Raw genomic sequence first — 26,036 nt, 5'->3', positions numbered from 1 at the left:
GGGGAGACGGGGTTGCTGGTGGAGGGCGGCTCGCCGGCCGCGCTGGCGTCCGGCATCCTCGATGCGATCGCCGACCCGGATCACCTGCACATGATGGGCGCCCGGGCGCGGCACATCAGCGCCACGCGGTATGCCTGGAAGGACATCGGCGAACAGACGCGGGCCGTGTACGCGTCGTTGGATCGCTAAACGCAGGCACCAGCACGAGCTTTCGTCATTACCCGCCTGGCATCCCAACCCGGTATCCCGACCACGCAGCCCTGCATAGCCATCCTGCATTGAGCCGCTCGATCGCATGATGGGAGATCTCCTTCAACGCCCCACACCACGCAGCCCCATATGGCCCCCGTACTTCAGTGCGGGGCCGGCAGAACCCCATCGCCATCCAGTTATGAGCCGATCGGGAGATCCTTCAACGCCCCACCCCACGCAGCCCCATATTGCCCCCGTACTTCAGTGCGGGGCCGGCAGAACCCCATCGTCATCCAGTTATGAGCCGCTCGGGAGATCCTTCATCGCGTTCAGGATGGATCCTGAACGCAATTCAGGACACGCCCCGAGTCTGAAAGGATTTCAGACTCGGGGCTAGTTCCTCGACGTGTTGCTGCTGAGTTCGCCTCGGGCGATGGCGGGGCGGGTGCGGTCCTGGCGCTGCTTGTGGATCTCGGCCCGGAGGATCTGGGCGAGCTGTTTGACGAACGGCGGGATCAGCATGCCGGCCGGATAGATCGGCATGATGTGGGTGTCCACTTCCTTCGCAATCGAATACCAGAGCATCTCGCTGGGGCGGTTCACGCTGTATTCCTTGCAGGCGCGGAAGTGCATGATGCGACCGGGGTATGCGCTCGGACGGTAGGTTTCGGCGGCGCGATCGTTGGCGGCCCACACGCGGGCGAGCACGCTGTTGTCCACGACGCCGGCTTTCTTGCGCTTGCCGGGCCGCAGCCAGCCGAACAGCGAGCCGAACCAGACGCGGCGGCGTCGCTTCAGCTCGGCGAACTTCTCGTCGAGGAACATGCGTCGCTCCGGTCCGGAGAGCTGGAGGAAGTTGCGCAGGTGGAATTCGATCTTCTGGTAGTTGTAGTGCAGCCTCGACCAGAGCGTCGCCGGCTTTTCGTTGATCCAGTTGTACGTTTCGAGCATGGCGACGATGTCCGCCTCCAGCCCGCGCGCCCGCAGCTGCTGGGCGACTTCGAGCGCGATCGTGCCGCCGAGGCAGTAGCCGACCAGATAAAACGGACCCTTTGGCTGGACGCGCAGGATTTCCTGTACGTAGCGTTCGGCCATCTCTTCGACCGTGCCGAGCACGGGCATCTCGCCGTCGAGCCCCTGCGACTGGAGACCGTAGACCGTCTGGTCCGGCCCCATGTGGACGGCCAGGTCGCGATAAAACAGCACGTTGCCGCCGGCGCCATGGATGCAGAATATCGGCGCCGTGCCCCGCCCGGCCTGGATCACCACGAGCGGGGACCAGCCGTCGACATGCTTGCCCCGGATCCGGTCCGCGAGGCTCGCGATGGTCGGCGACTGGAGCATGACGGCGAGCGGGAGGTGCACGTCGGGATAGCGGTTCTGGATCTCCTCGAAGATCGAGACGGCGAGCAGCGAGTGACCGCCGAGTTCGAAGAAGTTCTCGTGGGATCCGATGTGGGAGATGCCCAGCGCTTTTTCCCAGATCTGGGTAAGCACGATTTCGACCTCGTCGACGGGCGCGGTGCGCCGTTCGATGGGGCGGCGGGCGTCGACGTGGCGCGGGATGGAGTCGCCGCTCGTGAGGGATTGCGTGAGCGATCCCGGGACGAGCTCGACGTGTGAAACGGGCGCCGTGTCGTCGGACGCCGGCTCGTCGGCATCGGGCTCCGGCAGGCCGAGCCAGGGGAGCCGGCCCGCCGGCTGGCTGAAGTCGCGCGCCATTTCCTCCAGAATGCTCCGCATGCCCTCCAGCAGCCGGTGGACCGACTCGCCGCTGAACTGGTCGATGCGGTAGTCGACCTGAAGCACGACGTCGGCGTCCTTGATCTCCACGTAGAGGGCGAGATCGAAGTTGGCGCTGTCCGCCGGAATGTCGAGGATCTGCGTCGCGACGCCCGGCAGGGAAAAGCCCCTGGAGAGCCCATCCTGGAACGTAAAGAAGGCCCGGGTCAGCGGCACCCGCTTGACGGACGGGATCTCGACCAGCTGCTGAAACGGCACATCCTGGTGATCGCTGATTTCCACCACGCTCCGGGCGATGCGGCCGGCTATCTCCTTGAGCGTGTCGGCCTCCTCGATGCGCGTCCGGAACGGGAGGACGTTGTTGAAATACCCGATGATCGGCTCCAGCTCCTCGCGGCGCCGGCCCGACAGCGGCGCGCAGACGATGAGGTCGCGCTGGCCCGTGAAGCGGAAGAAGGTGAGATTGAGCGCGGTCAGGAAGAGCACGAACGGCGTCACTTCTTCCTTCAGGCTGAGCGCGCGTAGCGATTCGGTCAGGGGCGCCGGCACCGTCCAGTTGCGGCTTGCGGCGCTCGTCGATCCGGAGGCCTGCGCGGTAGGCCGGCCGGTCGGCAGGGTCAGCGGCTGCGGCTTGCCGGCCAGGTAGGAGGCCCACCAGTCGCGGTGCAGGTCCGCCTCCTCACTCTGCAGCCATTCCGTATGCCAGAGGGCGAAATCCGCGTAGTCGATGACGAGCGGCTCCGCCTCGATGGGCTCGTCGGCGAGGAGGGCGTTGTAGCCGGCTTGAAGCTCGTTGAAGAACACGTTGAACGACCAGCCGTCGCTCACCACGTGGTGCATGGTCACGGTGAAGACGTACCGGCCGGTCGCGACCTTCATGAGTCGGCAGCGGATCGGCGCCGTGTTTTCCAGGTCGAACGGCTGCCCGTAATCGCGACGCGCCAGCTCGATCGCCTCGTCGAACGCCTCCTGCTCCGGGGCGTCGCTGAGGTCGATGTAGGGGAGGGTGTAGGCGCTCTCCGCTTCGATCCACTGGATCGGCTTGTTCTTTTCCCACGCGAAGCGCGCGCGCAGCACGCCATGCCGGCGGAGGATGTGATCGATAACCCGTTCAAACGCGCCGATATCGAGCGCGCCGCTAAATTCCATGCTCTCGATGATGTTGAACATCGAGGTGCCCGGTATCAGGCGCTCCTGCATCAGCAGGCGCTGCTGGCCTGGCGAGAGGGGGAAGGCAGCCGGATTTTCACGCCGGTTGATGGTAGCGCCCGTTCTCGAAGTGGTCTGGCGTTTCTCCTGCAGCTTGCGTTCCAACAACGCCCGCTGCTCAGGCGAGAGCCGTTTGAGGGCGTCTTCGAGCTTGCTCATGGTTAGTCAGGTACCGATTGTAAAGGGGGCAGGGCGGTACGGTTCAGGGTTTGAGGTTTAAGGTTCAAGGTCGCCTGACGCCAGGATAGCCTTGAACCTCGAACCTCAAACCTTGAACCGTACCAACTTCAGGCCAGTTATTCGTCTTTCTTGAGCTGTGCCGCGATTTCTGCAGCAGTGAGCCCTTCCAGTTCCTCGATCATGCTGAGGATATCGTCTTCTTCGCCGCCCGACTGCAGTTCGAGGACCGCGAGGGCCTGTTCGGCGATGGTCGGTCGCTCGAAGAAGGTTCGCAGCGGGAAATCGACCTCGAACGCCTTCCGGTAGCGCGCGATGACGCGCGTCGCCTGGAGGGAGTGGCCTCCGAGGTCGAAGAAGTTGTCCGCCGTCCCGATGTGTTCCATGTTCAAAACCTGGCTCCAGATTTCGGCGATGGTGGTTTCCGCCGGCGTTTGCGGGGCCATGAAGACCGTAGCGCGGGGCGTCGGCGCCTCGTCGGGGGCCGGCAGCGCCTTGCGATCCAGCTTGCCATTGGGCGTCTTGGGCAGCGCGGCGAGGCGGATGAGGTGCGCGGGCACCATGTACGCCGGCAGCCGCTGCTGCAGGAAGAGGCGGAGGTCCTGCGCGTCGAGTTCGCGCTGGTCGGACACGGCGTAGTAGGCCGCCAGGACGGGATCGCTGCCGCTCGGATCGTGCACGATCACTGCGGACTCCGCGATCGCCTCGTGTTCGTCGAGGTTCGCCTCGATCTCCCCGAGCTCGATCCGGAAGCCGCGGATCTTCACCTGGGCGTCGGTGCGGCCGAGGCACTCGAAGGTGCCGTCGGGCAGCATCCGGGCGAGGTCGCCGGTGCGATAGAGCTTCTCGCCCTCCGCAAACGGATGGTCCACGAAGCGCTCCGCCGTCAGGTCGGGGCGGTTGTGGTAGCCCCGGGCGAGGCCGGCGCCCCCGATGTAGAGTTCGCCGGTGGCGCCCAGAGGAGCGGCCTGCAGGTGTTCGTCCAGCACATAAAACTGGGTGTTGGCGATGGGCAGACCGATCGAGATGACCTGGTCCTTCGGCGCGATGCGGTGGACGGACGACCAGATGGTCGTTTCCGTCGGTCCGTACATGTTCCAGAGCGAGCCGCAGCGGGAAAGCAGGTCGCGCGCCAGCGCCGGCGCCATGGCCTCGCCGCCGCAGAGCGCCTTCAGGCTGGCCTTGCCCTGCCATCCGGCCTCGATCAGCATGCGCCAGGTAGCCGGCGTGGCCTGCATGATCGTGACGCGGTGCCGGTCGATGGCTTCGGCGAGCTGGCGGCCGTCCATGCTCTGTTCCTTCGAGAGGATGACCAGCGTCGCGCCGGCGATCAGCGGCAGATACAGTTCGAGGCCGGCGATATCGAAGCTCAGGGTCGTCACGTTGAGCATGACGTCGCCGTCGACGATGCCCGGCTCATCCTGCATGGAGCTGAGCAGGTTGACCAGCGCCCGGTGCGGGATCTCGACGCCCTTCGGCTTGCCCGTCGAGCCCGAGGTGTAGATGATGTACGCGAGGTTCTCGCCGGTGAGATCGACTTTCGGCTTGTTTTTCGACCGCTTGTTGATCTTGCTCCACTCGGCGTCCATGCTCACCACGTTCAGGCTCGGGGCGAACTGGCGGGTGTCCAGCTGTTCGAGCAGGGCATTCTCCGTCAGGAGGGTCGCCATCCCCGAGTCCTCGATCATGTGCATGATGCGCGCCTGCGGGTACGCCGGATCCATCGGCACGTAGACGCCGCCGGCTTTCAGGATGCCGAGGAGCGCGACGAGCATGCCGGCGGAGCGTTCCATGTGCACGCCCACGACGACTTCCGGACCCACGTTCATGCCCTGCAGAAAGCGCGCAAACTGGTTGGCGTATTCGTCCAACTCCAGGTAGGTCAGCGCGGTCTCCTCGAAACGCACCGCCACCTTGTCCGGCGTGACGACGGCCTGGGCCTCGAACAGCTCGTGAAACGCCGTGGCCGTCGGGAGCGCCGCCATCGAGGCGTTGCGCTGGGCCTCGAGCAGGCTCTGTTCGTCCTCCGAGGCCATCCGCAGCTGGGCGATCGGCGTCTCGGCGTTTTTGCCGATGCTGAGGATCAGGCTCTCGAAGTAGCTGATCCAGCGCCGCATCGTCGACTCGTCGAACAGGTCGGCGTTGTAGTCGAGGTCGACCACGAAGCCGCTCTTCATCTCGTTGAGGTTGAAGAAGAGGTCGAACGTGACGGCGTGGCGGGGCGCCTGCCGGATCTCCACGGCCAGGTTGTGGAAGGCGACGCCGCGGTCGTCGTGATCCAGGTTGAACTGGACCTCGGCGAGCGGAATCCGGCCCGGGTGGCGCGGCAGCGTGAGGCGCTGCAGGATGCCGCCCAGGGTGCATCCGTTGTGCTCGAACGCATCGAGCACCGACGTGGTCATCTGCTTGAGAAACTGCCGCGCCGTCGTCTCGCCCGAGAGGCGGGTGCGCAGCGGAAGCAGGTTCACGCAGTGTCCGACCAGATAGTCTTCCCCGTAGTTCAGCTGGCCGGCGGTCGGCATCGCCACCACGATGTCTTCCTGGCCTGCGAGGCGGGACAGGAGGATGTTGAAGACCCCCATCGTGAGGCTGAAGAGGCTCACCTGGAGTTCCGAGGCGATCTTCTTGGCCGCCACATAGACGGACGGGTCGAAGAGGTAGTGCACCGTCGCCCCGCGGGACGATTTGAACGCCGGACGCGGGCGGTCCGTCGGCAGCTGGAGCGGCTGGGGCGCGTTGGCGAATTGCTCCACCCAGTACGCGTAGCTCTCCTCGATGTCCTCGCTCGTCTGCTGTTCGATTTCTTCGCGGACGTAGGCGCCGAACGAGCCGGCTTCGGCCGGCACATACCCTTCGCCGCGGCTTGCGGCGCTGTATCGCTTGCCGATCTCCTGCAGCAGCACCGACCACGACCAGCCGTCGCACACGATGTGGTGGGCGGCGCACATCATCACGTGCTCCTGGTCGCCGAGGCGCAGCACCTCGACCCGCATCAGCGGGCCGCGTTCGAGGTCGAACGGCGTGGTGGCGTAGCGTTTCAGCATCGACTGGAACGCGGCCTCGCGCTCTTCCGCCCGCAGGCCGCTCACGTCGTTGAGCGGGATCTCGATGGCTTCGGGCGCGGCGATCGACTGGAACTGGCCGTCGCGGTCGAACCGGAGGTGCAGCGCTTCATGCCGGCGGAACGTCGCGTTCACGGCGTCGCGCAGCTTCTCGATATCGAGCGCGCCCTTGAGGCGGACGTAAAACGGTTCGTTGAAGGCGCACGAGGCTTCGGCGCTGATCTGGGTGGCGAGCCAGATCTCCGTCTGGGATTCGGTGAGGGCGAAGGCGGCGTCCGCGCCGGCCGCATCAGCGGACGGCGCTACCGACTTTTTTGGCGATTCCTCGGCTATGCCCACCTTCAGTTCGATCGACCCCGGCTCCGGGAGGAATCCTCCTTCCTGCAGCTCGATGATGCTCTCCTTGATCGCCGTGATGATGCGCTCCTCATCTTCCTCGGTGTGCGCGGTCGACAGGAAGCAGTTGTCGAGGAAGCCGCGGGTGAAGATGCCTTTGTCGAGCAGGTGGAAGTACAGCATGTCGATGTACTCCATGTCGTGCGCATAGGCGAACCGGAACAGGGAGGTATACTGGAGCAGCCGCACCGGCACGCCGCGTTCGTCGAGGAACGCGTTGACGTTGTCGACGAGGCGCTTGGTCCGCATCGTCAGGTTCTCTTGGAGCGAGGGTCCTTCTTCCTTCACCTTGAGCAGCACCGCCTTTGCGGCGGCGAGAGCCAGCGGGTGGCGGACGAACGTGCCGGCGAAAAACGTCATGTCGGCTTCGGGCACCGAGTCGTCGCCGTACTGCCACGTGCCGCTGTCGAGGCCGTCCATGTATTTCGCGACGCCGGCGAGGGCGCCCATGGGCATCCCGCCGCCGATGATCTTGCCGTAGGTGGCCATGTCGCCCTTGACGCCGAACCACTGCTGGGCGCCGCCGATGCTGGCGCGGAAGCCGGAGATGACTTCGTCGAACACCAGGGCGATGTCCAGCTCGCTGGTCAGGTCGCGCAGCTTGTGCAGGAATTCGCGCGGCTGGAGGTCGGGCTTCGAGCTCTGGACGGGCTCGACCAGGACCATCGCGATCTCGTCCTCGCGCTCGCGGATCACTTCGAGTGCGCGGGGATCGCTGTAGTCCATCACGATGCAATCTTCCGCGATGCTCCAGGGCACGCCGGGGGCCGCGGGGATGGCGCCTTCCTTGCCGCTGGGATTCGGGCGGGCGAGCACCTGCTCGAAGTTGCCGTGGTAGGCGCCCGAGAAGAAGATGAACTTGGTTTTGCCGCTGTAGAGGCGCGCCAGGCGAATGGCGGCCATGACGGCTTCGGAGCCGGTGTTGCAGAAGGTGGCACGCTCGAAGCCGGTCAGTTCGCAGAGCATCTGGGCGACTTCGCCGGCCATCGGCGACTGCGGCCCCAGCTCCACGCCCAGCTGCAGCTGCTCGGCGACGGCGTCGGTGATGAAGTCCGGCGAGTGCCCGAACAGGTTCAGGCCGAAGCCCATCGCGATGTCGACATACTCGTTGCCGTCGATGTCCCACACCTTCGATCCTTTCGAGCGGACCGTGGTGATCTGGTACACCATCTCTTTCCACATGAGGCGGAAGCCGGCGATGCCGCGCGGGTCGGCGAAGCAATTACGGTACTGCTGGGCGAGGCGCTTGGACTCCGCCGTCTTTTTCGTGAGTCGCTCGACGAGCGCGTCGAGGTGCTGCTGCTGCCGCGGGGTGAGGCCGCCGTCCTTCGCTTTCTGGATCGGCTTATACGGGCCGAACCGCTTGCGCATCAGCTGTTCTTCGATCGTCTCTTTCTTTTCCGCCTTGCCTTTTTTTACGGCCGGCTTCGCGGCTTCGGCAGGCGTCGCGGGCGCCGCGGGGATGGCGGGTTCGGCAGCCGGCAGGGCGGCCGGGGCCTGGGGCGCCGGCATCGCCATGGGCACCGTCGCCCCGGTGAGCATCGCGAGCTGCATCGACATCAGCTGCAGCTGCTGCTGCATGATATTCTTCAGGCCGTCCGCCGAGGCGCCGCCCTGCACGGGGGCTGCGAAGGCGATCGGCGCGACGGGCATCGCGACCGGCATGGGCGCGGGCGCCGCCATGGCGGGCATCGGGGCCGGGACGGGAGCCGGCGCGGGCGCGGGCAGGGCGCTGGAGGCGCCGTCGCCGGCTTCAGGCGTCGCCGCGGGCGCGGGGGCCGCGGCGGCCGGCAGCACATCGTCCGACACCTTCTGATCGAGGAAAGCGATCAGCGCCACCGGCGTCGACACGTCTTCGATCAGCTGGCGAAACGAAATCTTTACGCCGAAATGTTTTTTGATGGCCTGGCTGAACTGGATGAGGAAAAGCGAATCGAATCCCAGTTCCAGAAAGGTCGAGGCGTTGTCGAGCTCGCTGAGATCGAACCCGGAGAGATCCATCAGAACCGAGCGAAGCTTGCCCTGTACGCGGGTCTGGCGGTCGGACATGGGTGAAGTAGACATCTACGTTCCTATAACTACTAGTGAAAGAGTCGAATAACGATGCGGGATGCGTGGGTCCGATACACTACTACTGCGAATGCCAGGCCTGCAGCTGCCGGGCCATGACCTCGATCTGTTGGGCGACGATGCGCCGGATCATCTCGTCGGGCACGGCATGGGGGGAGCCGTCGCCGGCGTGTGCATCCGGCGCGTACCCGTTCGAGAGCGACGAAGCGGGGGCCGGTGCGGCAGCGAGATGTGCGGGGGTTGTTTCAGTATTCGTCACGTCCTCGTCCTCCGCCGAAGAAGAAACCTGGTCGTACCAGAATCGCTTGCGTTCGAAGGGGTAGGAGGGAAGCGGCACGCGGAGTCTGAACTCGTCGGGGTAGCAGGCTTTCCAGTCGATATCCACGCCGCCCTGCCACAGCCGGCCCACGACGCCGAGCGCGAACGCGGCAGCCGAAACCTCCTGCTGAACGTGCGGGAGCGACGACAGGATGACCTGTTTTTCCTTCCGCTCCGGGTGCTGGCGCGCCAGCGTGCTGAGCGTCTGGCCGGGGCCTACTTCGAGGAGCACGCGGTTGGCATCCCCGACGAGGGCGCGGACGCCGCCGGCGAAGTCGACCGTCCGCCGCAGGTGCGTGGCCCAGTATTCGACGTCGGTGGCCAGCTCGGGCGTCAGCCGCTCCCCGGTCACGGTCGAGATAACGGGGATCTGCGGCGCGTGGAGCGTCATGCCGCTCAGCGCCGCCCGGAAGGCCGGCACCGCCGGCTCCATCATGGCCGAATGGAAGGCATGCGAGGTGTGCAGCGGACGCACGGAGATCTCGCGCTCCTCCAGCGCCTTCTCGAACGCGCCGATCGACAGCGTCGGGCCGGATACGACGCAGAGCGCCGGACTGTTGATGGCCGCGATCTCGAGGTCGTCGGGCAGCAGGGCCCGCACTTCGTCGACCGGCAGGCGCACGGCCAGCATCGAGCCGGACGGCAGGTCCTGCATCAGCTTGCCCCGCGCGGCCACGAGGGCGAGCGCATCCTCCAGCGAAAACACGCCGGCGAGGCAGGCCGCCACGAACTCGCCCACGCTGTGGCCGATCATCGATTCGGGCTGGATGCCGTACGACATCCAGTACTGCGCCATCGCGTAGCTGACCGAGAAGATGCCCGTCTGGGCGATCATCGTGTCGTTGATACGCGCCCGCGCCGCATCTTCGTGCTCGGGCGACGGGTAGAGGAACTCGCGGAGGTCGAGGCCCAGATGCGGCCGCAGCAACTCGGCGCAGCGGTCCATCGCGTCGCGGAAGACCGGGGCGGTCCGGTAGAGATCCTGTCCCATGCCCACGTGCTGCGAGCCCTGGCCGGGAAACATGAAGGACACCGGCACCTGCCGGCGAATCTGGTGCACGGTGTAGACGCGCTGCGGGTCGGGATTCTCGAGCTGCGCGATCGCGTCCTCCCGCGTCGCCGCGACCAGCGTGCGGCTGTAGTTGAACACCTGCCGGCCCCGCTGCAGCGTGTAGGCCACGTCTGCCAGGTCGAGCTCCGGATGGTGTTTCAGATACCGCGCCAGGTTGGCGGTCATGGCGTCGAGCGCCGGCTGGCTCCGGGCGGAGAGGGTGATCAGATGCTGCGGCTGGCGGGAGGCCTCGCGACGCGGGGCCGGGCCTTCCTCGAGCACCACGTGGGCGTTGGTGCCGCCGACGCCGAACGAGCTGAGGCCGGCGCGGCGCGGCGCGCCGTCTACCGGCTGCCAGTCGGACAGCGCCGTGTTGACGTAAAACGGCGAATTCTCGAAGTCGATATTCGGGTTCGGCGTCTCGAAGTTGAGGCTCGGCGGGATCTGTTTGTTCGTCAGCGCGAGCGACGTCTTGATCATGCCGGCGACGCCGGCGGCCACGTCGAGGTGCCCGATGTTGGTCTTGAGCGATCCGATGGCGCAGAACTGGCGGTCGTCAGTGCCCATGCGGAAGGCGCGCGAGAGCGCGTCGATCTCGATCGGATCGCCGAGGGGTGTGCCGGTGCCGTGCGCCTCGATATAGGTGATCGTGCGCGGGTCGACGCCGGCGACGGCCTGCGCCAGCGCGACGGCTTCCATCTGCCCCTCGACGCTCGGAGCGGTATACCCCACCTTCGAGGCGCCGTCGTTGTTGATGCCCCAGCCCTTGATGACGGCATAGACGGTGTCGCCGTCCGCCACGGCGTCCTCGAGGCGCTTCAGGAGCACCACGGCGATGCCGTCGCCGAAGATCGTCCCGGCGGCGCCGGCGTCGAACGTGCAGCATTTCCCCACCGGCGACACCATGCCGTCGGGTTCGTAGAGGTAGCCGCGGTTCTGGGGAAAGCGAATCGTGGCGCCGCCGGCGAGCGCCATGTCGCACTGGTACGTCGTGAGGTTCATGCACGCCTGCGTCACCGCGACGAGCGACGACGAGCAGGCCGTCTGAATCGTCATGCTCGGCCCGCGCAGGTTCAGCTTGAACGCCACACGCGTTGCCATGTAGTCCTTGTCGTTGCCGAGTTCGTTCTTGAGCTCGCCGCCGTGGAACGAGTCGGCGAGCGCGCCGATGAACTGCGGATGGTCCTCCAGGCTGTTCAGGAGGTACGTATTCATGTAGCAGCCGGCGAACACGCCGACCGACCCCGGATAGGTGGTCGGCTCGTAGCCGCTGTTTTCGAACGCGTCCCAGCAGCATTCGAGGAAGAGCCGCTGCTGCGGATCCATGACGTGCGCCTCCTTCGGATAGATGCCGAAAAAGGCGGCGTCGAACTTGTCGGCGTCGGCCACCGAGGCGGCGCGGCGGACGAAATGCGGGTTGCCGACGAGCTTTTCCCGCTCGGCGGGGCTGAGGTTGAGCTCGTCGTCGGACAATTCGACGATGCTGCTCACCCCGTGCTTCAGGTTTTCCCAGAAGGTGTCCAGGTCGGTCGCCCCGGGAAAACGGCCCGCCATCCCGACGATGGCGATGCCTTCGAGCGGCGTTTTATCGGAAGAATCGATCATTTCTGTTTGTATTGCAGGATTCTTTGTCTATGGATAGCTGCTTTCTGCCGCTGCGCCCGGGTCTGGATCGTTGAGAGGGCGTCTGACGGCGTGGCGGCCGGCGCAAAAAAGCCGGCCTGCGCCCGGATCGTGGGCAGGGCGAAGAGTTGGGTCAGCGGCAGGCTCCGGCTGAGCTCCTCCTGGATCCGCGCGTGGATCTGAACGAGCTGGAGCGACGAGCCGCCCAGTTCGGCGAAGCCGTCGGTCGCGCCGATGCCGTCGATGCCGAACACGTCGGCCCAGATCGCGGCGATCTGCCGCTCGATCGGCGTCTGCAGCGGAGCGAACGGGGTCTGGAGCTCGGGCCGTGCGACGCGAACCCGGTGCAGCATCGCGACGAGCGCCTCCATGTCGGTCCATTCCGTCGCGATGCGGAGCCATCGCTGGGCCTCGGCGGGCCGGCCCGGGCCGGCGGAAAGCGCCGCGCCGTCCGTTTCGCGCGGCGCGGGCCCCGAGACCGAGGCGGCGGCCGCGGCGATCGGATCGAGGCCGGCGAGGCGCTCCGCGTCGTAGCGGTAGATGACGTGGTCGCCGTGGTCCATCCGCGCTTCCGGCCGCGTCGTGTCGAGGAACTGACGCACCGGCAGGTTGCGCGGCGTCTCGATGTAGGCGACGTCGACGAACCGGAGTCCGCGCCGGCGCGCCGTCTGTCCGAGATGGATGGCGATCCGCTGTTCGACGCTCCGGCCGAGGGCGCGGCAGCTGAGGAGCAGCGTGTCCACGAGGAGCGCCTCCGCGTTGGCCGTGAAGATGACGGCGCCGACGAGGCCGTAGTCGCCGAAACGGTCGCTGACATCCACGACGAAGGCGTCGCGTTTTCCGGAGAGGAGCAGGCCGGCGATCTGTTCCATCGAGCGCCGGATGCCCGACGCGTTGAACTGGTTCGTCCGCTGCGTCAACTGCGCGATGCGGGCGTACTGGCTGTCTCCCGGCGTCTCGATGCGGACCCGCAGGTCCAGCCGCTCGAGGAAGCCGGAAAAGCTGGGCGCGGCTTCCTGGAGCTGGGCGCGCTGTACGTTCGACTTGTAGTGGTCGGCGCGGCGGCGATCCTCGTCGGTCACCTGATAGCGGTCCAGCACCCAGAGGTTGTCGAGCAGCGCCGGCAGCGCCGCGGGGTCGGCCGGCACCTGGATGGTGAGCACGTCCGGGCACTGCGCGCTGACTTCGGCGCACTCGACCGGGTTGTCGTCGATGAAGATGAAGCTGTCGAGCCCGAGATCCAGCTCCGCGGCGAGCGCCTTGAGGTTTTCCGACTTGGGCTGCCAGTTGATCCGCCACGAAACGAGCTGTTCGCGCTGTAGCCGCATCGCCGGCTGGGCGTCGAATACGGCCCAGACGTCCGCTTCGCTGTTCTTGCTGCACAGACAGAGCAGCATCCCCTCGGCCTGCTGCCGGATGAGGAAATCCTGGAACGCGGCGAACGGGCCGTCGACCGAAACCCCGCTCGGGCCGACCTCTCCGCAGACCCCCTGCCAGAGGGTGTTGTCGCAGTCGGCGACGATGACTTTATAGGGCTTCCGATTCAACCCGCTGAATCGCCGCGCGATCGTCGTGGCGAGGGCCGTGTAGGCGGCGTCGGTGTACGGAATGTGCGCCGTGTGGTCCGCGAAGCGATGGTGGTAGTCGCCCAGGCTATAGCGCGCGGTCCAGGTCTCCGAGATGACGACGTGTACGCGCGGCAGCGGGTCGAGCTGTTCGGCGATGGATGCCTCGGCAAGCCGGATCGCCTGGGCCAGGGACGGCGCGGCGAGGGTTTCGAGGCTGGGCGGGCACAAAACGATCAGAAAGGGGGTGTTCGTCCGTGTCGTCGCCTCGCGGACGGCGGCGATGAACTCGTCGATGTTCTGGAGGAGGCGGGCCGGCAGCGGGAGGTCGTGCGCGCCGCCGGCGTGCAGGGGCGCGTCGTCCGGCATCCAGTCTTCGAGGCGGACGAGCAGCGCATTCAACGCCGCGTCGCCCGACATGAGGGGGCCGCCTTGCGCATACAGCTGCTGCAGGATCTGGTTGTACGGCGCAAACACGACACGGCCCGTCGCCCCGAGTTCATCCATCCAGAAACGGAGGGGGCGCTCGAGGGGTTCGGCCGTAAACGTAGCCGCGATCGCGATGGTGGAGCCGGCCGTCTGCGCAGAATCAGCGTTCATACCTGGTGTCGTCTATCCCGAAGTCGATGTTGACGGGTGCAACGGCATTAGTCAGACTGGCAGGCAGACAGCGTGGGTCGCACGGGCTCGTCAGGAATGGGCAAGAACCTCGAAGTGCAGCGGGGACCGGAATGGATTCGGTCGGCGGCGAGGTTCCTGGAGCTGTGGGAAGTGCGTGCCAGTCGGAGGTTATGCGTGCTAGAGTTACAGCGTTGAAAGGTCGCCCAATGAGGCGGGGTCTGGCTAGCACTTTTGGCGCATACGAAATGACCTAATGGATCGTCGCACTTCCGATCTTAGGCGACAGGGGCGCTCGCGCGGCCGGGGGCGGTTGGCGGGCCGGGGTTGGGAAAGGCATGGCTTACCCACCGAGCCGAGGGGCTATGGCGGGGCCGTGGCGGGGCGGAAACGTTGGGTTGCCGGCGCAGTCCGTGCAGCCGGGCGGTCAACGGTCGCTCAGAAGATCGTGTAGACGAACGGCAGCAGGGCGGACCCCTGGGTGAGCACGATGAGCAGGCTCAGCAGGAGCAGCAGCACGATGATCGGCGCGAGCCACCACTTTTTGCGGACGCGGAGGAATTCCCAGATGAGGGCTAATTTGGAGGCGCGTGCCATGGCGCGAGGCGGGGAATGGTGGGATGGAGGGGAATAAACGCGGGTTTGCGGGGATGGTTCGTGGCGCTCAGTAGGGTTTGTCGGGGCGCGACGCCGGCCCGTCGGTCTCCGTCGCGATCCAGTACGACGCGGCGGTCGGAGAGCGTTTGAGGTGCAGCAGATCTTTCCCCAGCAGCCTGAGCACAAGATTGAGGGGCGTGAGGACGGCAAAAAACACGACGGAGAGGATGAGGAAGGTCGAGACGATCGACAGGTAGTGCGCGAGTTTCATCCAGTAGCGTTCGACCGGCCGCAGGATGCCGGGGGCCAGGCCGGCGCTGACGAGGAAAAACGCGGCGACGCCGGCCAGGTACGGCGCGGCGGGGCCGCCCTTCCAGAATGAAATACCGGCCAGGAGGGCGAACGGGCCGGCCATGACCCATCCGAAGGTGCGCAACTCGCGGCGTGTTTTGGGTGCGGGGTTCATCGGGCTCAGTCGAGGGTGTCGTCGGGCGGGGGCATGGCGATCGCGCGGTCGGCCGGCTGCTCGTGCTTCAGCAGGAGGCAGTCCTCGAGCACGAGGGCGTCCATGTTGGTGCGGAGGAAGCACCGGTAGGCATCCTGGGGCGTGCACACAATGGGCTCGCCGCGCACGTTGAACGAGGTGTTGACGAGCACCGGGCAGCCCGTCAGCTGATAAAATGCATCGATCACGCCATAAAACGCGGGGTTCGTGTCGGCATCGACCGTCTGGACGCGCGCCGAGTAGTCGACGTGCGTCACGGCCTGGATGTCGCTGCGGAGCGTCTTGAGCCGGTCGAACCCGGCGCCGCCGGCGTCCGCGGCGACGCGGCGATCCGGATGGACGGGTGCGACGAGCAGCATGTACGGGGAGGGGCGGTCCAGTTCGAAGTACCGGGGCGCCTCCGAGGCCAGGCACGCCGGCGCGAAGGGCCGGAACGACTCCCGGAATTTGATCTTGAGGTTGAGGGTGGATTGCATGGCCGGCTGCCGCGGGTCGCCCAGGATGCTACGCGCGCCCAGCGCCCGGGGGCCAAACTCCATCGGGCCGGACACCCAGCCCACGACCTGTCCCTCGGCCAGCAGCTTCGCCACCGCCGCGCCGAGGTCTTCCCGGGGCAGCCGCCGGTACGGCGCGTCTTCGGCATCCAGCCAGGCCGCGATGGTGTCCGGCGCAAAGGCCGGCCCGAGCAGGGCGCCGCGCATCGTATCGCGGCCCGGCGTGGTCTCGCGCGGCTGTTCCAGTGCCTGATGCCAGACAAACAGGGCGGCCCCGAGCGCCCCGCCGGCGTCGCCGGCGGCGGGCTGGATCCATATATCGTCGAAGATCCCTTCGCGGAGAAGCCGGCCGTTGGCCACGCAGTTCAGCGCGACGCCGCCGGCGAGGCATAAATTCCGCTCGCCGGTCTCTTTCCGAATGTGGCGGGCGATGCGGAGTATGGCCTCTTCAATCACCACCTGCACGGAGGCCGCGAGGTCCATCTCCCGCTGGCCGATCGGGCTCTCCGGTTTGCGGGGCGGCCCGCCGAAGAGGCGGTGAAACCGCTCCGAGGTCATGGTCAGGCCCTGGCAGTAGTTGAAATAGGCCATGTCCATGTGAAACGAGCCGTCGTCCTTCAGGTCGATGAGGTGATCCCGTATCGTCTGCGCGAACCGCGGCTCGCCATAGGGCGCCAGGCCCATCAGTTTGTATTCGCCCGAGTTCACCCGAAAGCCGGTGTAGTAGGTGAACGCCGAATACAGCAGGCCGAGGCTGTGGGGGAAGCGGATCTCGTGCGAAAGCGAAAGCCGGCGCCCATCGCCGGTCCCCCACGACGTGGTCGCCCACTCGCCGACGCCGTCCAGCGTCAGGATCGCGGCGCGTTCGAACGGGGAGGGATAAAACGCGGAGGCGGCGTGCGACTGGTGGTGTTCGGGGTACCAGAGCGGGCCGTCGAACTCGAGGCGATCCTGGATCAGTTCGCCCATCCACAGCTTCTCCTTGAGCCACAGCGGCATTGCGCGCTGGAACGACCGGATGCCCGAGGGGGCGAACGCGAGGTACGTCTCGAGCAGGCGTTCGAATTTCAGCCAGGGCTTATCGTAGAAGGCGACGTGGTCCACCTCGCCGGCCGTCACGCCGGCGGCGTCGAGGCAGTAGGCGATGGCGTGTTCGGGGAAGGCGTGGTCGTGCTTCTTGCGGGTGAAGCGTTCCTCCTGCGCCGCGGCGACGATCCGGCCATCCTGCACAATACAGGCCGCCGAATCGTGGTAAAAAGCGGAAATACCCAGGATCGTGGTGTGCGTCATCGGTCGAGCGCTGGCTTGGCGTCGCACTTCGATGCAGGGGCCGGATCGTTGTTCCAGCCGGCGGATCCCGTGTTTTCCGAGCAGCCGGTTGCACTGTGACGATGATTCATCAACCGCGAATCGACGCCGCGCGCACGCCCACGCCCATTCCCTCCGCCGCGCCGTCGATCCGAGCCTCCCGCAGTCGTAGTGGTGCGCGCCTCCCTTCCCACGCCCGCGCATCGTTTCTCTTGCATGCAACGAGGCAGGAACTCGTGACTGAGCACATTCTGGTCAAACAACACGACGTCGCGCAGCTGGTGGGTCTCGCTGCCGACGGGCTCCGGTCGATGTACGACGAGCGCAAGTCGGCCTTTTGCAAGCGTGTCTCACCCAGCAGCCAGGGGCTGCGGCGGGTCGGGACCTCCTACGCCGGCAGCCTGGTCGCCACGATGGGGCTCAACGAGATTGCCCGCCGGGGCTACTGGACGGCGTTCGCCACCCAGAGCCTCGCCGCCGAGCTGGTGGAACGCAGCGCGTCGGTGAAGTCGACGGCCGAACTGGGACTCCTGGTGTGGATGACGGCGCGCGTGGCGCCGCAGCTGCTCGATCGCGTCTTCGACGCCTTCGACCTGCGGCTGGCGCTCGATGCCTACCCGGATGGCCGCGCGGCAGAGACGGGCGCCCTCGCCTGGCTGCTCACCGGGTTGTCCGAGGCGCGCCTGGCCGTCGGCCCGGACGCCGAGGCGCTGGAGGATGTGACGCATCTCACGCGTCAGCTGCTTTTCGTGAACTACGGCGGCCAGGGCGTTTTCGCGCGGCAGGGCAAGGGGATGCTCGGACGCCGGCGTGGCATCTTCCCGGATCAGGCCTTTTCGGCCTACGCGTTTTCGCGCTACGCGCGCGCCTTCGGTGACGAGGCGTCGCTGCACGTCGCGCGGCAGGTGGCGGACCGCCTCGTCATGAACCAGGGGCCCATCGGCCAGTGGTGGTGGCGGTACGACACGACGGACGGCCGCGTGGTGGATCAGTACCCGGTCCTGTCCGTCCACCAGTACGCCATCGCGCCGATGGCGCTGGTGGAAGTCAGTTTGCTGACGGGTGAGGATTACGCGGACGCGCTGATCGCGAGCCTCGCGTGGGTTCGTTTCGGCAACGAGCGGAAGGTGGATCTGGTGGACACCAAACGCAAGGTGGTCTGGGATGGGCTCCAGCGGACGCGGTATACCTCGTACGTGCGGCAGCTGGCGCCGGGCCGGCTGTTCAGTCGGGGAGGGGCTGCGGCGGCTCGGGCCGCCGTCATCGAGGAATGCCGGCCCGAGCATCTCGGCTGGCTGCTGTATGCCCTCTCGGGCGGGATTCAGCCGGACCGGGGCGTCACGGCGACGTTTGGCTGACCGCCCTGGTCGCTTCGGGCGTCATGCCGGCGCGGTCGGCGCGCCAGAACGCGGCGACTTCGTGCGGCAGTGCGTGCCAGAAGCGGCCGCTATACGACGCGGTTACGTAGTCCAGGAACTCGGCATAGATCGACGCCTCGTACTCCTCGACGCGCGCGCGACCCGATCCGAAATGCATATAGTCGGGATGCACGTTCAGCAGGGCCATGCCACCGCGCGCCGCGATCCAGTCGAGCTTGCGCTTCCAGGTCACGGGCGCCGTCTCGCCCATCAGCACGAACAGGGTAAAATCCTGCGGCAGCGTATAGGGGAGTTCGACATAGGGCGGGCGTCCGTCGGCGCGGGGCACCATGTACGGGAAGATGGTGCCGGCCCCGTCGGGCTGGGGCTCGAACGGGTCGGTGTCGAAGGTGGAGGCGTCGTAGTCGCAGTCGAGGCTGCCGAGCCACTCCAGGTTGTGGTGCATGGCCGGCGACCGGAAGCCGTGGGCGCCCCAGGAGGCGATGTAGCCGTTGATGCGCACCGCCCGGCGCATGAATTCCTCGCGCGAGCTGTAGAGCTTGCCGTCGTGGTTGAGGCCGTGGACGCCCACCTCGAAGCCCATGTCGCCGAGCTGCCGGCGGATGGAGGGGTTGTCCGGATACCGCTCCGGGACAAAGTTGAAGGAGGATCGGAAGCCGCGGTCGCGCTCCATCTCGGCGAGCTGGATGCTGCGCGACTGGCCGATGGATTTCTCGACGTCGTGCGTGAGAACCAGCGCGAACTGGGCGCCGTCGGGCCAGCCGGTCCATCCCGCCGGCGGCGTGGCCGAGGCCGGGTCGATCGGCCATATCGGCTCTACCTGGCGGCGCTGCCACTCAATCAGCCGCCGGCGCATCGCGATCTGCATCGTGCGCGGTATGAGCGGCTTGAGCCGGTAAAAGACCTCCCTGAGCATGGTCGGATCACGGCGCGGCACGCGCCATGGCGAGACGAAAAATAGGACAATGGCGGCGGCGGGCCCGCTACAAGTAGTATCAGTCCGGCCGCAAGGATCTACGGAGGATTGGCGGTGGTAAATCGTGCCGCGCAGGTCGAGCTCCGGGCGGGCTCGGGGCGAAACCCCCGAACCCGCGCCGGCATCCGTCAGGAAATGATGGCCGTCTTCTTGTAGGCCGGCGCCGCGGCGGACGCGTGGCCGTCGCCCTCGATGTCGAGTCCGTCGACCGCGGCCAGGCTCGCCTTGAGCACCGACACCACCTGCATGATCTGCTCGTGCGTCAGCTCCGGGTACATCGGCAGGGAGAGGTAGGTGTCGCTGCACCGCTCGGTGACCGGGAAATCGCCCCGCACGTGGCCCAGGTCCTCATACGCTTTCTGGAGGTGCAGCGGCAGCGGGTAGTGGATGCCGCAGTAGACGCCGCGCTTTTCCATCTCGGCCTTGACCTGATCGCGCCGATCCACGCGGATGGCGTAGATGTGATAGACGTGCGTGCCGTATTCCGCCACATGCGGCAGTACGACGCCGTCCACGTCGGACAGGAGGTTGGAGTAGGTCTGCGCATGCTGCCGGCGCAGCTCGTTCCACCGGTCGATGTATTTGAGCTTGACGGAAAGCACCGCGCCCTGGATGCCGTCCATGCGGTCGTTCCAGCCCACGATGTCGTGATAGTATTTCTGCGACTGCCCGTGGTCCTTCACCATCTGGATGTACCGGGCCAGGTCGCTGTTGCTGGTCACGATGCCGCCGGCCTCGCCATAGGCGCCCAGGTTTTTGCCGGGATAGAAGCTGAAGCAGCCCACGTCGCCGATGGAGCCGGCCGGCTGGCCCTGGTAGAGCGCGCCGTGCGCCTGGCTCGCGTCTTCGATGACGTGCAGCCCGTGCTTGCGCGCGATGTCGAGGATCGGCGCCAGGTCGGCCGTCTGGCCGAAGAGGTGGACCGGGATGATGGCGCGGGTGCGCGCCGTGATTTTCTCCTCGATCAGCGACGGGTCGATGTTGTAGGTCTTTTCGTCGATGTCGACGAAGACGGGCGTGGCGCCGGCGTAGCTGATGGCTTCGGCCGTCGCGATGAAGGTGTTCGGGGTGGTGATGACCTCGTCGCCCTCGCCGATGCCCAGCCCTTCGAGCGCGAGCCAGAGCGCCGAGGTGCCGCTGCCGACTCCGATGGCGTGTTTGGTCTGGCAATAGGCCGCATAGGCCTCCTCGAACTGCTGCACGAACGGACCGCCGGCGAAGGCCGTCTTGTCGATGACGCGCTGGATGGCTTCCTGGACTTCCTCCTGGATGGCCAGATACTGCGCTTTGAGATTCAAGAAAGGTACTTCCATGTGTTGACACTCCAAGTGCAAACGCGTCCGTGCCGATGGGTGGCTGCGTTTGCCGTTCCAGGTTTCAAATAAGCGGTTCGCGGGCGGGCGGCCTCGAACCTCGAAAGGGGATCGGGAGACCGCTCGCCGAGGACCGTCACCGGCCGGTGACGGCGCTTCGCGCGGTCCTACAGGGTTCGGATGACCCGGGCGGGGTTGCCGGCGACGACCGTTCGCGCGGGGACATCTTTCGTCACGACGCTGCCGGCGCCCACGAGCGCGCCCTCACCGATCGTCACGCCGCACAGAATGGTGGCGTTCGACCCGATGGAGGCGCCCTCCATGACGTGCGTCGTGATGCAGGTCCAGTCGGCCTCCGTCTGCAGCGTGCCGTCGGCCGCCGTGGCGCGGGGGAAGAGGTCGTTGATGAACATCACGCCGTGGCCCACAAACACGCCGTCCTCGATGGCCACGCCCTCGCAGACGAAGCTGTGGCTCGAGATCTTGCAATTGCGGCCGATGCGCGCGCCCTTCTGAACTTCGACAAACGTACCGATCTTCGAATGCGCCCCGATCTGGCATCCGTAGAGGTTTACAAATCCGTAAATCTTGACATCTTCGCCGAGCACGACGTCGTCGGCGATGCGGGAGTTATTCATGAGAGATCCGGGATTAGGAGGAGGCAGATTGCAGCACCGTTTCCCGCGTCGCGGCGATCGGCACGGCCGCGCCGTCGGCCTTGAGGGATTGACAGGCGGCCTCGATCGTGCGGATCACGCGCAACCCGCTGTATCCATCGCTTCGGGGCGTCCGGCCGGTCGTAATGCTCTCGATGAAGTGAGCCGTCTCGGCGCCGAGCGCCTCGTGCTCGTCGATGCGCGGGATGTAGATGTCCCCGTACCGGTACGAGAACTGGAACGAGCCGAAATCGTCGTAATAATCCGGTTTTTCGACGCCCTTGTCGTAAATCTTGATCTTTTCGTTCGGGCTGATGTCGTCGTAAACCAGCATCTTCTTCGAACCGACGAAGATCATCGAACGCACCTTGTTCGGGTCGATCCAGCTGTTGCGGATGAAGGCGATCGGGCCGGCCTCGAAGTGCAGCGTCGTCATCGCGACATCCTCGATGCCGTCGGCGAAGTGGCTGCGGCCCTGGGCGTTGACGGAGACGGGCTCCTTACCCAGGACATACGTGATGATCGAGATGTCGTGCGGCGCGAGGTCCCAGATGACGTTGATGTCCTTCTGGAAGAGCCCCAGGTTCACGCGGGTGCTGTTGATGTAGAGCACCTCGCCGATTTCGCCGCTCTGGACGATTTCCTTGATCTTGTTCACCGCCGCGGTGTACTCGAACGTGTGGCCCACCATGAGCGCAAGCCGGCGCGATTCGGCCAGCTCGATCAGCGCGACGCACTCGTCGCTCGAGGGCGTCAGCGGTTTTTCGACAAACACGTGTTTGCCCCGTTCGAGAAACGCCTTCGCGAGCGGATAATGGGTCCAGACCGGCGTGGCGATCGCCACGGCGTCGAGGTCGGATTCGAGCAGCTCCTGGTAGTCCGTCGTCGTCGGCATGCCCGGGAACAGGTGCTCGACGCGCTGCAGCCGGCTTTCGTCGCGGTCGCAGCAGATGGCTACATCGCAGCCGGATGTTTTTTTGAAGTTGCGGATGAGGTTGGGGCCCCAGTATCCGCATCCGATGACTCCTAGCTTAATCATGAGAATGGATGTATGTACAGAGCGAATAGGCAGTGAGCAGGGCTATTCGCTTGCGCGCGCAGGCCGCCGCCTCGCACCGGGTGGGCGATGCCGCGTTCTGTTGGCGTAGCAATGGGTCGAGCGAAAGCGCCGTAAATCCTTTACGGACGGTAAAGAGCGATGCCGGCGCGAGCGGGGGCGGCCGGCTGCCGTTCAGGCGGCGGTTTTGGTATTCAGTGCAGCCGGGATCGTCTTGAGCAGGATGCGGACATCGAGCGCGAGCGACCGTCGCTGGATGTAGTCGATGTCCAGCCGAACCATCTCATCGAATGTCGTCGCGCTGCGCCCGCTCACCTGCCACAGGCCGGTGACGCCGGGTTTCACGCGGAGACGCTGCATGTGCCAGCTTTTGTAGGCGCTGACTTCGTAGGGGATGGGCGGTCGAGGCCCGACCAGGCTCATCGAACCGGAAAGCACATTGAACAGCTGCGGGAGTTCGTCGAGGCTGGTCTTGCGCAGAAAACGGCCGAATTCGGTGACCCGGGGATCATTATTCAATTTATACATCGACCCGTCGGTCCCTTCGCCGTCCTCGCCGTTGCCGACCTCGCCCCGGATCAGTTTTCGCATGTAGGCTTCGTGGATCGCCGTGTCGGCCTTGTGGGTCATCGAACGGAATTTGACGAACGTAAAGGGTTCGCCTCCCTTGCCCACCCGCTCCTGGCGGAAGAGGATCGGGCCGGCGGACGTCAGCTTGACGGCCAGGCCGATGACGATCATCAACGGCATCGCCAGCAGGATGAGCGCCAGCGATACGGTAAAATCGAATATCCGTTTGGTGACCCGGTAAACGATGCGCGACTGTTCTTCCAACCGGATCTGTTGGATGAGGACAGGCAGAGGATCGAATGGACGTTCCTCGGAGATCCCGCTCAACTCTTGCAAACTCATGGCGTGTACTACAGAAATGTCGACGTCATTGGAGAAGCGGGGGGAGGAAACAGGGGGGTGCGTGGATCAATGAGGGTCGAATCAGTTACATCAGAATACTTAATTACGCGGGCCCCGGGCAGGTCCTTGTGGAGCAGCACGATAGCGCCATTGGCGTATTCCAGTCGTGCTCTTCCAGCGCGGCGGGATCAGCTGGCGGCTTCCGCCGCCGGCAGCCGCGGGACGTCCGATTCGTACCGGTAGTTGTAGCCGTAGCCATATCCGTAGCCGTAATCGTTGGCGAAGCGCTTGATGTCGCACGCATTGATCACGCTGCCCAGCAGGTGCACGTTGAACTGCCGAAAGTCCTGGATCGCGCGGCTGAGGTTGTCCTTGCGTGTATGGCCGGGGCGGACGATCACGACGGCGTTTTTGATGAAGCTGCCGATGGTCATGGCGTCGACCGTTCGCGTCACGGGCGGCGTATCGATGAGCACGTAGTCGTACGACCCCGAAATCTCGAACAGGAAGTCCTTGAATTTCTCGGAGTCGAGCAGCTCGCTCGAATGCTCGACGGATCCGCCGGCGGGGATGACGTCGAGATGCAGCGACGGACTCGTGAGGCTCAGCTCCTGGTCGACCATCCGGATCGTCGGGTTAAAAAACGGGGCGTCGCGGTAGGTGTCGTCTTCGAGCGGCCGGTAGATGTCGGGCACGGTGATGTAGTCGTGCAGGATGAAGTCGATGAGGCCCGGCGCGTTGAACGGGATCCCGAAGAACCGGCCCACGCTCGGGTTTTTGAGGTCGCAGTCGATGACGAGAATGCGCTTGCCGGCCAGGGCCAGGAGCAGCGAGAAGTTGGTGACGATGGTCGTCTTGCCCGTGTCCTCCTCGCAGCTCGTAAACAGGATGTTGTTTTTGGTGGGGCTCCGCTTGGTGGAGAGCGTGAAGCTCAGCTTCGTGCGCAGCATGCGGTAGGATTCCTTGAATCCGTAGCGGGTGTCGGTGAGCAGGTCGAGGTGATTGCGCAGGTGATAGCCGCGGCGGATCTTCTCGCGGAACTCGGCGGGGAAGGTAGGCATGATGGCCAGCACCGGCAGCATCAATCCTTCCTCCACCTCCCGGATGCTCATGATCGTCTTGCCCTGGAATTCGATCAGGAAGACGAGCGTGAGGCCGGCGAGCAGGCCCAGCACGGTGCCGATCAGGACGGTGATCGTCCGGCGCGGCAGGATCGGCTCGATCGGGAGCACCGCGCTCTCGACGATGATGATGTCCTGCACGTTCGACAGCTCGGCCAGACGCATCTCTTCGCGCTTGTCGGCCAGCATGAGGTACATCTTCTCGTTCAGGTCCCGCTCGCGCTGCAGCGCCATCAGCTGTCCTTCGTTGCTGGCGATGTTCGCCACCCGGGCGTTGTAGGAGCGGATCAGGCCGTTCAGGTTGTCGCGTTTCTTGCGGAGCGATTTGATGATCACGTCATAGGCCGTGATCGTGTTCTCGTTGAATTCGGCGAGGTTGGATTTGATTTCCGCGATCCGCTCGTCGATGGCGATCACGTCCGGATGGCTCGGCGTGCGGCGCTGGAGCAGTTCGAGGCGCTCCAGCTCGGCTCGTGTGAGCTGTTCGAGCAGGGTCGAGAACGGCGTATAGTTGCTGTTCTGATCGGTTTGCGGCGTGAGGTAGGTCTGGTCGAAGAACCCTTTTTCGCTGAACTGCCCCTTGAGCGTCTCGTACCGGCTTTCGTACTGCGCCAGTTCGAGTTCGGTCTGCACCTTTTCAGACTCGAGCTGGGTGATGAACTCGATCGTCTCGCGCGTCCCTTCGTCGATGCTCGTGATCCGATTGCGCCCCCGGAAGGTGCTCAGGCTGTCCTCGGAACGCCGCAGGTTGGTCGTGATCTCGGTCAGCTGGTCGTCGATAAACTTGGACGAATAGCGGATGGCTTCCCGTTTGTGCTCGAAGCGGGAGGCCTGAAACGACGTCGCGAGGGTGTTGGCGATCAGCTGCGCCATGTACGGCGAGTTCGAACGCACCGTGGCGCGGAGCAGGGTGGTGTTCGGCGGATTCTCGACATCGATCTGGTCCCCGAGGTCGCCCACGACGCGTTCCGGGGTGCCCGTCTCGAACCGCAGTTCGCTGCCAGCCACCGGATTCGGCCAATCCACCCGCATGGTGAAGTGCGGGAGCGTAAACACGGCCTCGCGGGTGGACGACGCCATCGCGAGCAGGCTGTCCACCTCCATGTCGTGCAATTCGAGCAGGCCGCGCTCGTTGACGCGCAGCCGGTACGAGCCGCCCGGGACCGTGCGAAAGCCGGGCTTGACGTTGTATTCGTCGATCTTGATGCGCGGCACGCCGCTCTCGGGGTGCTGATCCAGCTCGTGCTGATATTCGGCCAGCGACATGTCGAACGCGTAATCGATCAAGTCCGGCACCTGGAACTGGCCAACCGTCACCAGCAGGTCGAGTTCGAGCACGACGCTCTCCAGCACCTGGCGCGACGTGAGCAGCTGGGCCTCGGTGTCGATCTGGTCCATCGCCTGCTGCGCGAACAGGATGCGGCTGAAATCGTCTACGGGCCCTCCTTTGGCGGTATTCTGCTCTTTTTTGAGCGTCACATTGGCCTGGTAGACGGGCTTGGTGACCATCGTGTAGGCGACGGCGAGCGCGGCGAAGAGGATCGTCGTGATGATGAGCACATGCTTGTGCCGGTACACGATCTGGATGAGGTCGCCGAACGTCAGAAGCGGGTCTTTTTTCGGTCCCTGGGTGAAGGGATTGTAGTTGTTTCCGCTTTCTAGGAGTGGAGTGCCCATGGTCGGATGGTTTGGAT

15 protein-coding genes are annotated in these 26,036 nt (G+C 65.5%); 2 read left to right on the top strand and 13 right to left on the bottom strand.

The features are described from left to right. A partial coding sequence (locus R2834_22515; GenBank protein MEZ4703118.1) for a hypothetical protein occupies positions 1-189 on the top strand: 189 nt, incomplete at its 5' end. 396 nt (positions 190-585) lie between these two features. On the opposite strand, the gene R2834_22510 is transcribed toward R2834_22515, so the two are convergent. From R2834_22510 to R2834_22480, 7 genes are all read right to left on the bottom strand, one after another. Next, complete coding sequence (locus R2834_22510) at positions 586-3,303, bottom strand: condensation domain-containing protein (GenBank protein ID MEZ4703117.1); 2,718 nt, start codon at positions 3,301-3,303, stop codon at positions 586-588. Between the two features lie 137 nt (positions 3,304-3,440). Beyond that, positions 3,441-8,843: an amino acid adenylation domain-containing protein gene (locus R2834_22505; protein MEZ4703116.1), complete on the bottom strand. Its 5,403-nt coding sequence runs from the start codon at positions 8,841-8,843 to the stop codon at positions 3,441-3,443. A gap of 67 nt (positions 8,844-8,910) precedes the next feature. Then, a complete protein-coding gene (locus R2834_22500; protein MEZ4703115.1) occupies positions 8,911-11,823 on the bottom strand; it encodes a type I polyketide synthase in 2,913 nt (970 codons plus the stop codon). Next, entirely contained in the window at positions 11,820-14,006 is a 2,187-nt protein-coding gene (locus R2834_22495; GenBank protein ID MEZ4703114.1) for an HAD-IIIC family phosphatase, read from the bottom strand. Before R2834_22495 ends, R2834_22500 begins: the two co-directional genes overlap by 4 nt. Positions 14,007-14,462: 456 nt before the next feature. Continuing rightward, positions 14,463-14,621: a DUF5989 family protein gene (locus R2834_22490; protein MEZ4703113.1), complete on the bottom strand. Its 159-nt coding sequence runs from the start codon at positions 14,619-14,621 to the stop codon at positions 14,463-14,465. 67 nt (positions 14,622-14,688) lie between these two features. After that, on the bottom strand, positions 14,689-15,087 hold the full coding sequence (locus R2834_22485) for an SxtJ family membrane protein (protein MEZ4703112.1): 399 nt from the start codon (positions 15,085-15,087) through the stop codon (positions 14,689-14,691). 5 nt (positions 15,088-15,092) lie between these two features. Then, positions 15,093-16,910: a carbamoyltransferase gene (locus R2834_22480; protein MEZ4703111.1), complete on the bottom strand. Its 1,818-nt coding sequence runs from the start codon at positions 16,908-16,910 to the stop codon at positions 15,093-15,095. A gap of 254 nt (positions 16,911-17,164) precedes the next feature. Here R2834_22480 and R2834_22475 point away from each other — a divergent pair, with 254 nt between their 5' ends. Further along, positions 17,165-18,286, top strand: a complete 1,122-nt coding sequence (locus R2834_22475) for a hypothetical protein (protein MEZ4703110.1) — start codon at positions 17,165-17,167, stop codon at positions 18,284-18,286. On the opposite strand, the gene R2834_22470 is transcribed toward R2834_22475, so the two are convergent. The 6 genes from R2834_22470 to R2834_22445 all read right to left on the bottom strand — a co-directional run bounded on the left by R2834_22470 (position 18,267) and on the right by R2834_22445 (position 26,019). Beyond that, complete coding sequence (locus tag R2834_22470) at positions 18,267-19,223, bottom strand: hypothetical protein (GenBank protein ID MEZ4703109.1); 957 nt, start codon at positions 19,221-19,223, stop codon at positions 18,267-18,269. The genes R2834_22475 and R2834_22470 overlap by 20 nt on opposite strands. 188 nt (positions 19,224-19,411) lie before the next feature. Next, entirely contained in the window at positions 19,412-20,596 is a 1,185-nt protein-coding gene (locus R2834_22465) for a DegT/DnrJ/EryC1/StrS family aminotransferase (GenBank protein ID MEZ4703108.1), read from the bottom strand. Positions 20,597-20,763: 167 nt separating this feature from the next. After that, positions 20,764-21,234, bottom strand: a complete 471-nt coding sequence (locus R2834_22460) for a DapH/DapD/GlmU-related protein (GenBank protein MEZ4703107.1) — start codon at positions 21,232-21,234, stop codon at positions 20,764-20,766. Between the two features lie 13 nt (positions 21,235-21,247). Then, a complete protein-coding gene (locus tag R2834_22455) occupies positions 21,248-22,291 on the bottom strand; it encodes a Gfo/Idh/MocA family oxidoreductase (GenBank protein ID MEZ4703106.1) in 1,044 nt (347 codons plus the stop codon). 192 nt (positions 22,292-22,483) lie between these two features. Further along, positions 22,484-23,221 (bottom strand): sugar transferase, encoded by a 738-nt coding sequence (locus tag R2834_22450; protein ID MEZ4703105.1) that lies wholly within the window; start codon positions 23,219-23,221, stop codon positions 22,484-22,486. Positions 23,222-23,409: 188 nt separating this feature from the next. After that, positions 23,410-26,019 carry a polysaccharide biosynthesis tyrosine autokinase gene (locus tag R2834_22445; protein ID MEZ4703104.1) on the bottom strand — a complete coding sequence of 870 codons (2,610 nt, stop codon included), beginning with the start codon at positions 26,017-26,019 and terminating at the stop codon, positions 23,410-23,412. Positions 26,020-26,036: the final 17 nt, after the last annotated feature.

The organism is Rhodothermales bacterium (genome assembly GCA_041391505.1).
Taxonomy (GTDB): domain Bacteria; phylum Bacteroidota; class Rhodothermia; order Rhodothermales; family JAHQVL01; genus JAWKNW01.
The sequence above is the reverse complement of the archived record's forward strand: the minus strand, read 5'-3'. Positions and strand labels throughout refer to the sequence as shown.